Origin of the sequence: Pacificibacter marinus (assembly GCF_900109555.1) — a bacterium.
Taxonomy (GTDB): domain Bacteria; phylum Pseudomonadota; class Alphaproteobacteria; order Rhodobacterales; family Rhodobacteraceae; genus Celeribacter; species Celeribacter marinus_C.
The window spans coordinates 78,437-92,041 of sequence record NZ_FNZV01000014.1; the positions used below are offsets into that span (position 1 = coordinate 78,437).

Genomic DNA, 13,605 nt, shown 5'->3' on the forward strand with positions numbered 1-13,605 from the left:
ATTGACATCTCATACTGAAAAAGTCAGGTATGGAGTATCGCCCGTTTGTGATTTTTTCAAGCACAGGTTTCGTCGTCTGTCGCGGAAATCGCCAAACATTGGACATAAAGCAAGGACACACTATGAAACGTATGATGACCGCATTGATCGTCGCCACTCTTCCTGCGGCCCCAGCATTGGCTGGCGCGCCCGAAGTTGTGACGACTTACGCCAACATCGCCGAGGCCGCATACGGGGACAGCTTGCTCAAAGCAAAAGCTTTGGACACAGCCATCGAAGCGTTGATCGCAGCACCTTCTGACGTGACTTTGGCTGCGGCTAAAACAGCATGGGTTGAGGCGCGCGTGCCATACCAACAAACCGAAGCATTCCGTTTCGGCAACCCAATCGTTGATGACTGGGAAGGCAAAGTAAATGCTTGGCCTTTGGACGAAGGTTTGATCGATTACGTTGATGCGGCTTACGGCGGCGCGACAGACGAAAACGAATTCGCAGCGCTCAATGTGATTGCGACACCAAAATTCACTTTGTCCGGCACAGAAATCGATGCGACAGACATCACACCCGAGTTGATTGGCGAAACACTGCACGAAGCAGATGAAGTCGAATCCAACGTGGCATCTGGATATCACGCGATCGAATTTTTGCTCTGGGGCCAAGATTTGAACGGCACAGACCACGGCGCTGGCAACCGCGCGTACACAGATTACGCGGCTGGCGATGACTGTACCAACGGCAACTGTGACCGTCGCGGCGCATACTTGGCGGCTGCGTCTGATTTGCTCGTGTCTGATCTTGAATACATGGCGGCCCAGTGGGGCGCAGATGGCGAAGCACGTGCAGCGGTTACGGCTGATCCAAAAGCTGGCATCACAGCGATCTTGACTGGCATGGGCTCATTGTCTTACGGCGAGCAAGCCGGCGAGCGTATGAAGCTTGGCGTTATGTTGAACGACCCAGAAGAAGAGCACGATTGCTTCTCAGACAACACACACAACTCGCACTACTATGACGGTCTTGGCATTCGCAATGTCTACGTTGGCGAATACGTGTCAGCGACAGGGTCCATCGTAACAGGCGAAAGCTTGCAAGATTTGTTGGCTGCTGCGGATCCTGCTGTCGAAGCTGAATTGACCTCTGCGATCAACGCAACAATGTCAGAGCTGGGCCAAATCAAAGCAGCTGCCGAAGCTGGTTTTTCATACGACCAAATGCTTGAGCGTGGCAATGCTGCGGGCGAAGCGCTGATTTTGTCAGCGGTTGATGCGCTTGTGACACAAACACGTTCCATTGAGCGTGCGGTCGCGGTGCTTGACCTTGATGGTGCGATGATCGAAGGCTCTGACAGCCTTGACAATCCAGGCGCTGTTTTTGAATAACTGCACGGAATTTTGATTTCAAAAATACAGGCGGCATCTGATATGTCGCCTGTATTACTTTAACAACCGCGCCTGACATCTTCACTTGCGGTCCTTGATCAAGGAGCGCGCACGGGATGCGTTTTACCTCTCTCATAGTGTCCACCGCTTTCGGATTTGTCTGGGGGGGATGTGTGCCGCAAGTCACATTTGCCGCGCCAATTTTGACAGAGCCTTATTTGGATGTCGTGCCGCGCACCGAGGCTGAAATGGCGCGCATCAAAAGCGCCACACGGCCCACAACGGATTTCAGCAAACCTGAACCGTTCGAACAAAACTCCGCAGGCAAAGCAACAACACGCGCACGCAGCGATCACGACGCCTTTTCGCAATCATCAGAGTCCTTGAGTTTTGAGCAAGAACTCGACTTTAAGTTGGGCAATGGATTGTTCAAAAAGCTGTGGGTGTCGTCGCCTTCATCGACTTTGGCCTCAGACGGGCTTGGCCCGCTGTACAACGCACGTTCTTGCCAACGCTGCCACCTCAAAGATGGACGTGGCCACACACCCGAAGGCGCAGATGACAGTCGCGTGTCCATGTTCTTGCGCTTGTCGGTTCCCACGCCAGCGCAAACTCCCATGACCGAAATTGAAACCTATCTGGCTGCTTTGGACGGCGACGCGGTCACCGCGCGCACATCGCCAGAGCCGACATATGGTGGTCAATTACAAGATTTCGCCATCCAAGGTCACGCCGCAGAGGCGCAGATGGATCTTCAATACACAGAGCGCGCTGTTGCTCTGTCTGGGGGCGAAACGGCCAGTTTGCGCGTGCCAACTTATAGCATGCGTGACGCAGGATATGGGGCCTTTGCGGACGACGTTCAAATATCGCCGCGTGTTGCCCCACAGATGATTGGTTTGGGGCTGATCGAGGCGATTCCCGTTGCCGATATATTAGTGCGCGCTGATGCTGATGACGCAGACGGCGATGGCATTTCAGGGCGCGCACAGGTCGTGTGGTCGCAAGAGTTTAAACAACCAATTTTGGGACGATTTGGTTGGAAAGCGGGGCATGGCACCGTGATCGAACAATCGGCCGATGCCTTTGCTGGTGATATTGGGATTTCATCCCCTTTGGCGCAGCGCCCTTACGGTGATTGCACCGAGACGCAAAACTCTTGCCGCAAAGCCGTCCATGGTGATGGAGATGTGCGTGTCGACGAAGTCGATGCGCAGGGACTTGATCTTGTTGCATTTTATTCGCGTAATTTGGCGGTGCCTGAACGACGCGATGTGAGTAGCCCAGAAGTGTTGCGTGGCAAAGAGATGTTCTATGCTGCGGGCTGCACGTCCTGTCACACGCCAAAATACGTGACGCATCGTTTGGCAAGCCAAGATAATACTGCGCAAAGTTTTCAGTTGATCTGGCCGTATTCTGATTTTTTGCTGCATGATCTTGGGTTTGGGCTTGCCGACGGGCGCCCTGAGTTGCGTGCCACAGGTACAGAGTGGCGCACGCCGCCGCTGTGGGGTATTGGCTTGACCGAGCAAGTTTCGGGGCACACGCAGTTTTTGCATGACGGGCGCGCACGCTCACTGCTGGAAGCTATTTTGTGGCACGGGGGCGAGGCACAAAATGCGCGTGACACTGTTGCCGATATGCCGCCTGACGATCGCACTGCATTGATCCAATTTTTGGAGAGCTTATAACGATGAATCATAGCACCCTATCCCTGAAAGGTCTGGCGCTGGCCTGTACTATTTTCGTGGCGCAAGCGGCACAAGCGGGTCCACAAGCGCAAGCCGTTGAACGCGTGGTCATGGGGCATGCCATTCCCGCAGTAACGTTGTTTTCCGAGCAAACAAAAGCATTGGATATCGCCGCACAAAACGAATGTACATCTACTGCGTTGATCCCCGCTTACAACGCGGCTTTTGATGCGTGGATGGGGCTGCAACATCTGAATATCGGCCCCATTGAGGCCGACGCGCGCAGTCTGACCATCGCCTTTTGGCCAGACAAAAAAGGGATGATCCCCAAATCGCTCAAGGCGCAGATTGAAGCCCAAGATTCAGCGGTTTTTGATGCTGGTGAATTTGCCCATGTGTCCATCGCGTCGCGTGGGCTTTTTGCCTTGGAATTCATGCTGTTCGACGATGAGTTTACGGCATACGATCAAGGCGATTATAGTTGCCATCTGGTGCAAGCTATCGCGCATGATCTGTCGCAAACCGCCGCGTATATTGCATCGGAATGGACGCGCGAAGACGGCTATGGTACGGTGCTTTTGAACGCTGGAACTGCAGATAGCGCGCGGTATCAAAGCGAAGCTGAGGCGCTGCAGACGCTCTATACTATGCTGATCACGGGGCTTGAAAACACGGCTGTGCAACGTATTGGGCGGCCCCTTGGTAGCTTTGAAAAACCACGCCCCAAACGGGCCGAAGCCTATAGATCTGGCCGCGCGTTGCGCAATATCATTTTGTCTGTGCAGGCTGCCCGCGATCTTGCTGTGACAATGGCCCCTGATACGCCGACCGAAACTTTGGATATTTTGGATGACGTGTTGGCCAAAGCACACGCGCTTGATGATCCAACCTTGGCCTCAGTCGCTGATCCTTTCGGACGGCTGAAAGTTGAAATTGTAGCTCAACGTATTGAAGCATCACTTGGTGCAATCGCCAATGATATAGGCGCCCCTTTGGGCGTCTCAGCAGGATTTAACGCCTCGGACGGAGATTGATATGACCACTCGGCGCAATTTTTTAATTGGCGCTCTTGCTGCCAGCATGGTCCCGCAATTGTCTTGGGCAGATGCAGGTAGTCCTGCGTATCTTGGGGCGGCCAAAGATGAAAGCGGCCAGTTCGCTTTGTATGGTTTGAGTGCCACCTCCGATATCGTGTTTCGTGTTGATTTGCCGGGGCGGGGGCATGCAGCCGCAGCGCATCCCACTCGGCCAGAAGCCGTGGCTTTTGCGCGCAGACCTGGCACTTACGCGTTGGTTGTGGACTGCGCCAACGGGCAGGTAAAGCACAGCCTGCAAGCCCCCAAAGGCCGCCATTTTATGGGGCACGGCGTGTTTATGCGGGGCGGTGATATTTTGGTGACGACGGAAAACAACTATGCCGACCGCAAGGGCTGTCTTGGCCTGTGGCAGCGCAGCAAAGACTACGCACGGATAGGCGAAGTGGACAGTCACGGCATTGGTCCGCATGACATTCGCATGTTGTCAGATGGCACGTTTGTAATCGCAAATGGCGGTATTTTCACTCATCCTGATCAGGGCGAGGGGCGTGATAAGTTAAATTTAGACACGATGCGCCCGTCTTTGGCCTATCTGACGGCAGATTTCACATTGTCTGAGCAACATTTCTTGTTTGATGATTTGCATCACGCATCGATCCGTCATCTTGCTGTGCATGACGACGGGCTGGTTGGTTTTGCGATGCAGTGGCAGGGCGATCCCTTTGATTCGGTGCCTTTGATTGGTCTGCATCGTCGTGGCGACGCTGCACCGCTTTTGATGGAAGCGCCCCTTGGTCAACAGATGTCGATGCATGCCTATGCAAGCTCCATCGCCTTTAACGGGGCAGGGACGGAGCTTGCGATTACTTCGTCTAAAGGCGGGCGATTGCATCGATTTGCGTTGGATGGTCAGTTTGTTGGCGCTGCCGCGCGAACTGATCTGAGCGGGCTTGCGCCATATGAGACCGGCTATCTGGGGTCGGATGGTTTTGGGGCATTGTTGGCCTTTGATCCCGATGCGCGTGTTTTAAACAGCGTGGCGGGGCTGTCGTGGGATAATCACCTTGTGTCTTTGCCGCGCTTAGGGTGAAGTAGGCGTATGAAAAAAGATATGTGGAATGTTAAAACCCCGTTTTTTCGCCCGATGTGGCGCCGTCTTTTGGCCTGCTTTTTGGTGGGGCTTTGGGGGATTGTCGAACTGGTCTATGGCAATAAGATGTTCGGTGTCTTGTTTCTGGGGGCCGGCGCATATTTGGTGCATCAGTTTTTCATCACCTTTGATGAGAAAGACTATCAGCCCCCTTCATCTGATTCATAATTCATTTTGGCTTCTCTTAAAATATGGATCGAAATGTTTGACGCAGAAGTATTCGATCCGGTTTTGAGAATGAATCAGTGTTTACGTAAAATTTTTCTTAAATTTGATGTAAAGCAGCAACAGGCGGCCTTGCGGGCGTTTTGTCTGGGCGGTCAATACGGTTGTCTCCCCTTGGGGGGTAGCATATAGAGTATTGGTTTTTAAGAAAAATATCCAAACGCACTGGGGCGAAATTATATCGGTTTGCACTGCCTTGAAAAACGAAAGATCATTGCACACCTACAAGACCCTAGGCGCACTTGCGGCTTCTCGATGGTCTTACTAAGACTCGAGTAACACTTCCGCTCTAACCATCACAAAGACAGATAAGAGGCAGGGACCGATGAAAGACCCGATTGATACATATATGAACACACTCGTTCCCATGGTTGTTGAACAAACCAGCCGGGGCGAGCGCGCTTATGACATTTTCTCGCGCCTGCTCAAGGAACGCATTATTTTCTTGAACGGACCAGTGCATGACGGCATGTCATCGCTGATCTGTGCGCAGCTTTTGTTTCTTGAAGCGGAAAACCCGACCAAAGAAATTTCCATGTATATCAACAGTCCTGGCGGTGTTGTGACCTCTGGCCTGTCGATCTACGACACGATGCAGTACATTCGCCCCAAAGTATCGACTTTGGTGATGGGGCAAGCCGCCTCAATGGGCTCTCTTTTGCTGACGGCTGGTGAAAAAGGCATGCGCTTCTCGTTGCCAAATTCACGCATCATGGTGCACCAGCCATCCGGCGGGTACCAAGGTCAGGCGACGGATATCATGATCCATGCGCAAGAAACCCAGAAACTCAAAGATCGTTTGAATGAGATTTACGTCAAACACACAGGTCAAAAAATGAAATCTGTCGTGGATGCGCTTGAGCGTGACAACTTTATGTCGCCACAAGATGCCAAAGACTTTGGTCTCATCGATGACATCGTTGAAACGCGCGAAGCTGTAACTGATAGCAAATAGCATCATGCCATCTTGCCTGCGTGTTAAGCGTGGGCAAGATTTTGGCATTGTGCCCACAAAAACACTGCCCTACACTTCATTCAAAGGGCAGATTGGTTGGCCGAACTATGGCCAACTTTACGGAATTAAAAGGCAAGTAGCCTTAGGGGATTGTGATGACGAACTCGGCCAGCGGTGACAGCAAAAACACGCTCTATTGCTCTTTCTGTGGCAAAAGCCAACATGAAGTGCGCAAGCTGATCGCGGGACCTACCGTGTTCATTTGCGATGAATGTGTTGAGCTTTGCATGGATATCATCCGTGAAGAAACCAAATCTTCTGGGCTTAAGGCCTCTGAAGGTGTGCCATCTCCCAAAGAAATTTGCGGTGTTCTTGATGATTATGTGATTGGACAGACAACAGCGAAACGCGTGTTGTCTGTTGCTGTGCATAACCATTATAAACGTCTCAATCACGCGAGCAGCGGAGCAGGCGATATTGAATTGTCCAAATCCAACATTTTGCTCATGGGGCCAACAGGGTGTGGTAAGACACTTCTTGCACAAACCCTTGCGCGTATTTTGGATGTGCCATTCACGATGGCGGATGCGACCACGTTGACCGAAGCGGGTTATGTTGGTGAAGATGTCGAAAACATCATTCTCAAACTGTTGCAAGCGTCCGAATATAACGTTGAGCGCGCGCAACGCGGCATCGTTTACATCGATGAAGTTGATAAAATCACACGCAAATCTGACAACCCATCCATCACACGCGATGTGTCCGGAGAGGGTGTTCAGCAAGCGCTGTTGAAAATCATGGAAGGCACAGTTGCCTCTGTGCCGCCTCAAGGCGGCCGTAAGCATCCGCAACAAGAATTCTTGCAAGTCGACACAACAAACATCCTGTTTATCTGTGGTGGCGCATTTGCTGGCTTGGATCGTATCATCGCGCAACGTGGCAAAGGTACGTCCATCGGCTTTGGTGCTGATGTGAAAGAATCCGAAAGCCGCGGTGTTGGTGAATTGCTGGGTGAACTTGAACCAGAAGATTTGCTCAAGTTTGGTTTGATTCCAGAATTTGTAGGCCGTTTGCCTGTTTTGGCAACGCTGGAAGATCTGGATCAAGATGCCTTGATCACCATCTTGTCGCAGCCGAAAAACGCCTTGGTTAAGCAATATCAGCGTTTGTTTGAACTTGAAAAAACAAAGCTGACCTTCACCGAAGATGCATTGGCGTCTATCGCCAAGCGCGCGATTGCCCGTAAAACAGGGGCGCGTGGCCTTCGGTCTATTCTTGAAGACATCTTGCTTGATACGATGTTTGATCTGCCTGGAATGGAGAATGTCAGCGAAGTTGTGGTCAATGATGAAGCCGTGAATACGGATGCGCAGCCTTTGATGATCTATTCTAAAGAAGAAACCAAAGAAGCCAGTGCAGGCTAGTTTCTTGTAGGCACCTATTAAAGCAAGACCTCGGTGTGAAAATGTCGAGGTCTTTTTTTGATGCAAGATGCTACCCTAAATTCTTTGCGGGTTCTTGCCGTCGGGCAGGGGCCAACGCCCCAATTCTCTGGACCTCGCTGCAACAATGGTTCATAGAATGAACAACATAATTCGAAAGGCTTACCCATGGGCATCGTGAACTCTGTTCTGCGCTCGCTCGTCTGGTGGAAAGATCAGACGCTCGGCACCCAACTTTTCACATGGCGCAACGGCATCAAAGTTGGTGACGACGCGCAAGGCAACATTTATTACCGGAATAAAGATGACAGCAAACGCTGGGTCATCTTTAACGGTGAAATTGAAGCAACGCGTGTAAGCCCTGATTGGCATGGCTGGTTGCACCAGACCTTTGACGAGGCGCCCGGTACAACACCACTTGAGCATAAAGCTTGGGAAAAGCCGCATCATGAAAACCAAACTGGAACAGCTGCAGCCTATGCTCCAGCAGGGTCCATTCGTCGCGCACGTCCTGCGGATCGTCGTGACTACGAGGCATGGCAACCCGAATAATGTCTGAAAACACAACCGAAATTGCCGTTGGGGCAGGTGTTTTAGCACTCGCACTAGGATTTCTATTCTATGCGGGGCAAGTCACGGGCTTTTCAAGCGGTTCAGATGACAGATACACATTAACTGCGTCATTCCGATCCGCTGAAGGTGTCGGGGTGGGGACCGATGTGCGACTGGCTGGTGTCAAAGTTGGGACGATTTCTCAATTGAAATTGAATCATGACAGTTTTCGCGCAGAGGCTGCGATGTCTTTGGATAAATCCATCATTTTACCAGATGATACAGCCGCGTTGATCGCGTCTGAAGGGTTGCTCGGCGGTAACTTTGTTGAGCTTGTCCCTGGTGGATCTGCCTTTAACTTTGAAGATGGCCAAGTGATCGCTGACACGCAAGGCTCTGTAAGTTTGATCAATCTATTGCTGAAATTTGTCACAGCAAGCGGATCTAACGAATGAAATACATCGGCGCGATAGGGCTTACGTGTCTGTTGCTGTCTGGCACTGTCGGCGCGGCGCAAGACAACGGGCTTGGCGAAGATTTTCAAACCGGCATTGACCAAATTTTGATCGAACCACTTGATGAGAGTGGCATTGGGTTTGGCGGCGATGGCCTGTCGCTTGAAGATTTGCAGAGATTGCCGCAGACGGGTATCTTGCGCGAACTGAGAGACATTACCACAGAAACGCAAATTAAAGTTATCTCGGGGACAGGTGCCAATTTGCGTGCGCTTGATCGCCTGACTGGTCAGGTTCAAGATCTAAGTGTTGCAGTCGGACAACCCGTTGTTTTTGGACGTATTTCTGTGTATCTAAGTGATTGCCGATACCCCGAAGACAACCAGTCTGGCGATGCATACGCCTATTTGATGGTGCATGCGCAAGGCATTGACGAACCTGTGTTCACAGGGTGGATGGTTGCGTCAAGTCCTGCGCTTAACGCGATGGACCATGCCCGCTATGATGTTTGGCCGTTGACCTGCATCACGTCCTGAGGCGTGAGCGGGGCTGACAATGCTTCAATATCGGCGCGGTGTTCTAAAGCTTTTTCCAACAGTTGATGATACTGAGCCCGCGGGATTTCGGTTGCCCCAAGTGAGGCGAGATGCGGTGTGATAAATTGCGTATCAAACAGCGTGAATCCCGTCGTGCGCAGCCGTGCTACCAAATATGCCAGCGCGACTTTTGAGGCATCTGTACGCTTTGAAAACATGCTTTCCCCAAAAAATGCCGTGCCCAGTGTTATGCCATAGACGCCGCCCACAAGGTCTTGGCCTTCGAGTACTTCAAGAGAATGGCAAAATCCAGTGCGATGCAATTGTCTGTAGAGATCAAAGATCGTGTCATTGATCCATGTCTCGGGCCTGTCCGCGCAGCCCTCGACCACGGCATCGAAATCTGTATTGAAGCGGATCGAAAAGCGACCAGACCGGATTGTTTTCGCTAAAGATTTGGAAATATGAAATCCATTGAGTGGAAAAATACCCCTGTCCGTGGGATCGACCCAGAACAGGTTTGGGTCATCACGACTGTCCGACATAGGAAAAACGCCGTTTGCATAGGCGTTGAGCATCATCTGTGGGGTGAGGGTCGTGTGATCCATGGGGGCATTAAACCTACGTGTGGCACAAAAGAAAATACGGGATGTGAAAGAAATTAAACAAAAGAAAAGGCCGCCCAAAGGCGACCTTATGCTTTAAATCTAAGCAGCTTAACTCAGGTTTTTAGCCAGCCATTTTTCAAGCCAGTGGATGTTATAATTACCAGTTTGAACATCTTCTTCACGCAAAAGCATATCAAAGAGCGGCACAGTTGTTTCAACGCCGTCCACGATCAATTCACCCAAGGCGCGGTGCAATCGTGCGAGTGCTTCCTTACGGTTGCGGCCATGAACGATGAGTTTCCCGATCAAGCTGTCGTAATACGGCGGGATCGAATACCCATCGTAAAGCGCAGAATCCATGCGAACGCCAAGCCCACCAGGGGCGTGATATTGAGTGATTTTGCCGGGGCAGGGCGTAAAGTTTGGCAGCTTTTCAGCATTAATCCGCACTTCAATCGCATGGCCATTGAGCACCAACTCATCTTGGGTGAATGACAATTTTTCACCTGACGCGACAAGGATTTGTTCACGTACAAGGTCTTGGCCAAAAATTGCTTCGGTCACAGGGTGTTCCACCTGCAAGCGTGTGTTCATCTCGATGAAAAAGAATTCGCCATCCTCGTAGAGAAATTCAACAGTACCTGCGCCTTTGTAGCCCATTTTAGCAATGGCATTGGCACAGATTCCGCCGATACGGGCGCGCTCTTCTGGGGTGATGCTGGGGCCGGGGGCCTCTTCAAAAACCTTTTGATGACGGCGCTGCAATGAACAGTCGCGTTCGCCAAGATGCACGCCGCCGCCTTGGCCATCACCAAAGACTTGGACTTCGATGTGACGCGGACGTTGGAGATATTTCTCCATGTAGACTTCGTCGTTGCCAAAAGCCGCTTTGGATTCGGATCGCGCTGTGCGGAAAGATGTTTCCAGCTCTCCCTCGTTCAGCGCCACTTTCATTCCACGGCCACCGCCGCCTGCGGTCGCTTTGATGATGACAGGGTATCCCATCTCAGCCGCAGCTTTTTTTGCAGATTCGACATCTGGCACGCCACCGTTTGAACCGGGCACAATTGGAATACCCAGTTGTTGCGCGGTTTCTTTGGCTGTGATTTTGTCGCCCATTTGGCGGATGTGTTCCGCTGATGGTCCGATGAATGTCAGTCCGTGGTCTTCAACGATCTGCACAAAGGCAGCGTTTTCTGACAAGAAACCGTATCCGGGGTGGATCGCTTGCGCACCAGTGATTTCGCAGGCTGCGATAATCGCTGGAAAGCTTAGGTAGGAATCCGTGGATGAATTCGGACCAATGCACACGGCTTCGTCCGCCATACGCACATGCATGGCATCCGCGTCGGCGGTGGAATGCACAGCAACGGATTTGATGCCCATTTCGCGACAGGCTCTGATGACGCGCAATGCAATTTCGCCGCGGTTGGCAATGAGGATTTTATCGAACATGTGGGCGCCCACCTATTCGATGATCATCAAAGGAGCGCCAAATTCTACTGGCGTGCCATCATCAACAAGGACCCGTTTCACAGTGCCGGATTTTGGCGCAGGAATGTGGTTCATTGTCTTCATGGCTTCAATGATCATCAGGGTTTGGCCCTCTGAAACTTGATCGCCGATCTTTACAAAGGCCGCGGCCCCTGGTTCGGCTGATAAATACGCTGTGCCGACCATGGGGGACGGTACTGCGTTTGGATCATTGGCGGGGTCTGCTGTCGGTGCTGTGGCTGCTGCAGGTGCCGCGACCGGAGCTGCAGCAAGCGCTGGAGCTGCTGCAGCGACTGACTGAACGATTTGCTGTGCAGGGAATTGACGGCTGACACGTACATTTAAACTGTCATTTTCGCCATATTCGCGCATCACTTCGAGTTCAGTCAGGTCGTTTGCAGTCAACAATTCAGCAAGCGCCTGAATGAAGTCCACATCAGAATCGTTTTTCTTGGTCATATGCTTCAACCCAATTATTGCCGCCCGTTTGAACAGGCTGTTTCCTCAACTTTTCATGCTTATACGTCACGTTAGAGGGCGTGAAAACCCGATAAAATGCACGTCTCCCCCCACATGTGAGTCTTGCTTTGTATATTATTTGTGCGAGTGCGTACTTTTCTTTGGCGAAATAAGGGTTTTTTAGCACAAAATATCGCGTGTAAAAATTTTACCACTTGATAAAAAAAGAGATCGTGCCACGGTAGAGACAGCCAAAAGTGATCCCTACGGAGAATCTCATGCCAAACAACGAACGTACATCCGGGTTGGTCTCTGCCCGTTTACCACAAAGCGATTACGCTGAACGGTTCACAGACCTTCATCCGCAACTGGACGACCACGAAGCACAGGTTGCGGCAGATCGCTGCTATTTTTGCCACGATGCCCCCTGCATGACGGCCTGTCCGACGTCGATCGATATCCCATTGTTTATTCGCCAAATCGTAACAGGCACCCCCGCAGCCGCCGCAAAGACGATTTTTGACCAAAATATTTTGGGTGGAATGTGCGCGCGGGTCTGCCCCACTGAAACGTTATGCGAAGAAGTTTGCGTGCGTGAAATTGCAGAAGGCAAGCCTGTTGAAATTGGCCGCTTGCAAAGATTTGCCACCGATACGTTGATGAGCAAGCAGGTGCATCCTTATAAACGAGCTGCCACAACGGGCAAAACCATTGCCGTTGTTGGTGCGGGGCCATCCGGTCTGGCCGCAGCGCACCGTTTGGCAATGCTTGGGCATGATGTCACACTGTTTGATGCGCGTGAAAAACTGGGTGGTTTGAATGAGTTTGGCATCGCCAGCTACAAATCCACCGAAGATTTCGCACAAAAAGAAGTCGATTGGTTGCTGGCCATTGGCGGGATCACCGTTGAAGCGGGCAAAGCGCTTGGTGACACGTTGACGCTGGACAGCTTGCAGTCTGATTTTGATGCAGTGTTTTTGTCTATCGGTTTGGCAGGCGTGAATGCGCTGCGCGCAGATGGTATGGATCTTGATGGCGTTGAGGATGCAGTCGAATTTATCGCACGTTTACGACAATCCACTGATCTATCGACACTGCCAGTTGGGCGCAATGTCGTGGTGATTGGTGGTGGAATGACCGCAGTCGATGCCGCCGTGCAAGCCAAGCTTTTGGGCGCTCAAACTGTGACCATGGCCTATCGCCGTGGCAAAGACCGGATGGGTGCTTCCGTATATGAGCAAGATTTAGCGACATCAAAAGGGGTGTCTATTGTTTACAATGCCCAACCCGTTGCGGTTCTTGGCGGTGGGGCTTGTCGCGCTATGACGTTTGAATACACAGCTGAAATCGATGGCACGTTGCAAGGCACTGGTGAAATGGTCGAGATTGCAGCAGATCAAGTGCTGGTTGCGATTGGTCAAAAACTCGTTGGTGCACCGCAAGGTTTGACGATTGAGGGCGGTAAAATCGCGGTTGATGTTTTCGGAAAAACCACGATGCAAAATGTCTGGGCTGGTGGCGATTGCGCCTCTGGTGGCGACGATTTGACAGTGACAGCCGTGGCCGAAGGCCGTGACGCGGCGATGGATATTCATGCAGTTTTGATGGGCGAGGGCTAAGAC

At 51.6% G+C, this 13,605-nt stretch carries 14 protein-coding genes; 11 read left to right on the plus strand and 3 right to left on the minus strand.

Annotated features, from left to right (window positions below):
• Positions 1-122: 122 nt before the first annotated feature.
• The 10 genes from BM025_RS15860 (at position 123) to BM025_RS15905 (ending at position 9,422) form a co-directional block, all read left to right on the plus strand.
• Entirely contained in the window at positions 123-1,379 is a 1,257-nt protein-coding gene (locus BM025_RS15860) for an imelysin family protein (protein ID WP_085850040.1), read from the plus strand.
• A gap of 116 nt (positions 1,380-1,495) precedes the next feature.
• Positions 1,496-3,070 (plus strand): di-heme oxidoreductase family protein, encoded by a 1,575-nt coding sequence (locus BM025_RS15865; RefSeq protein WP_085850041.1) that lies wholly within the window; start codon positions 1,496-1,498, stop codon positions 3,068-3,070.
• 2 nt (positions 3,071-3,072) lie between these two features.
• The gene (locus BM025_RS15870; protein ID WP_085850042.1) at positions 3,073-4,104 is read left to right on the plus strand and encodes an imelysin family protein; all 1,032 of its coding nucleotides are present in this window, start codon (positions 3,073-3,075) and stop codon (positions 4,102-4,104) included.
• A 1-nt stretch (position 4,105) separates the two neighbouring features.
• Positions 4,106-5,197 (plus strand): DUF1513 domain-containing protein, encoded by a 1,092-nt coding sequence (locus tag BM025_RS15875; RefSeq protein WP_085850043.1) that lies wholly within the window; start codon positions 4,106-4,108, stop codon positions 5,195-5,197.
• Between the two features lie 9 nt (positions 5,198-5,206).
• Complete coding sequence (locus BM025_RS15880) at positions 5,207-5,425, plus strand: hypothetical protein (RefSeq protein WP_090875416.1); 219 nt, start codon at positions 5,207-5,209, stop codon at positions 5,423-5,425.
• Between the two features lie 382 nt (positions 5,426-5,807).
• Positions 5,808-6,437 (plus strand): ATP-dependent Clp protease proteolytic subunit, encoded by a 630-nt coding sequence (locus BM025_RS15885; RefSeq protein WP_085850044.1) that lies wholly within the window; start codon positions 5,808-5,810, stop codon positions 6,435-6,437.
• A gap of 155 nt (positions 6,438-6,592) precedes the next feature.
• Positions 6,593-7,861 carry an ATP-dependent Clp protease ATP-binding subunit ClpX gene (gene clpX, locus BM025_RS15890; protein WP_085850045.1) on the plus strand — a complete coding sequence of 423 codons (1,269 nt, stop codon included), beginning with the start codon at positions 6,593-6,595 and terminating at the stop codon, positions 7,859-7,861.
• A gap of 186 nt (positions 7,862-8,047) precedes the next feature.
• On the plus strand, positions 8,048-8,431 hold the full coding sequence (locus tag BM025_RS15895; RefSeq protein ID WP_085850046.1) for an NADH:ubiquinone oxidoreductase subunit NDUFA12: 384 nt from the start codon (positions 8,048-8,050) through the stop codon (positions 8,429-8,431).
• Entirely contained in the window at positions 8,431-8,886 is a 456-nt protein-coding gene (gene mlaD, locus BM025_RS15900) for an outer membrane lipid asymmetry maintenance protein MlaD (RefSeq protein ID WP_085850047.1), read from the plus strand. The genes BM025_RS15895 and mlaD overlap by 1 nt, the downstream gene beginning before the upstream one ends.
• Positions 8,883-9,422: a DUF2155 domain-containing protein gene (locus BM025_RS15905; protein ID WP_085850048.1), complete on the plus strand. Its 540-nt coding sequence runs from the start codon at positions 8,883-8,885 to the stop codon at positions 9,420-9,422. The genes mlaD and BM025_RS15905 overlap by 4 nt, the downstream gene beginning before the upstream one ends.
• On the opposite strand, the gene aat is transcribed toward BM025_RS15905, so the two are convergent.
• From aat to accB, 3 genes are all read right to left on the minus strand, one after another.
• Complete coding sequence (aat, locus tag BM025_RS15910) at positions 9,386-10,030, minus strand: leucyl/phenylalanyl-tRNA--protein transferase (protein WP_085850049.1); 645 nt, start codon at positions 10,028-10,030, stop codon at positions 9,386-9,388. The two genes, BM025_RS15905 and aat, sit on opposite strands and share 37 nt — an antisense overlap.
• 108 nt (positions 10,031-10,138) lie before the next feature.
• Positions 10,139-11,485 (minus strand): acetyl-CoA carboxylase biotin carboxylase subunit, encoded by a 1,347-nt coding sequence (accC, locus tag BM025_RS15915; RefSeq protein WP_085850050.1) that lies wholly within the window; start codon positions 11,483-11,485, stop codon positions 10,139-10,141.
• Positions 11,486-11,497: 12 nt separating this feature from the next.
• Positions 11,498-11,983: an acetyl-CoA carboxylase biotin carboxyl carrier protein gene (gene accB / locus BM025_RS15920; RefSeq protein ID WP_085850051.1), complete on the minus strand. Its 486-nt coding sequence runs from the start codon at positions 11,981-11,983 to the stop codon at positions 11,498-11,500.
• A 278-nt stretch (positions 11,984-12,261) separates the two neighbouring features.
• On the opposite strand from accB, the gene BM025_RS15925 reads away from it, so the two are divergent.
• Entirely contained in the window at positions 12,262-13,602 is a 1,341-nt protein-coding gene (locus BM025_RS15925) for an NAD(P)-dependent oxidoreductase (RefSeq protein WP_085850052.1), read from the plus strand.
• The last annotated feature ends 3 nt before the right edge of the window (positions 13,603-13,605 follow it).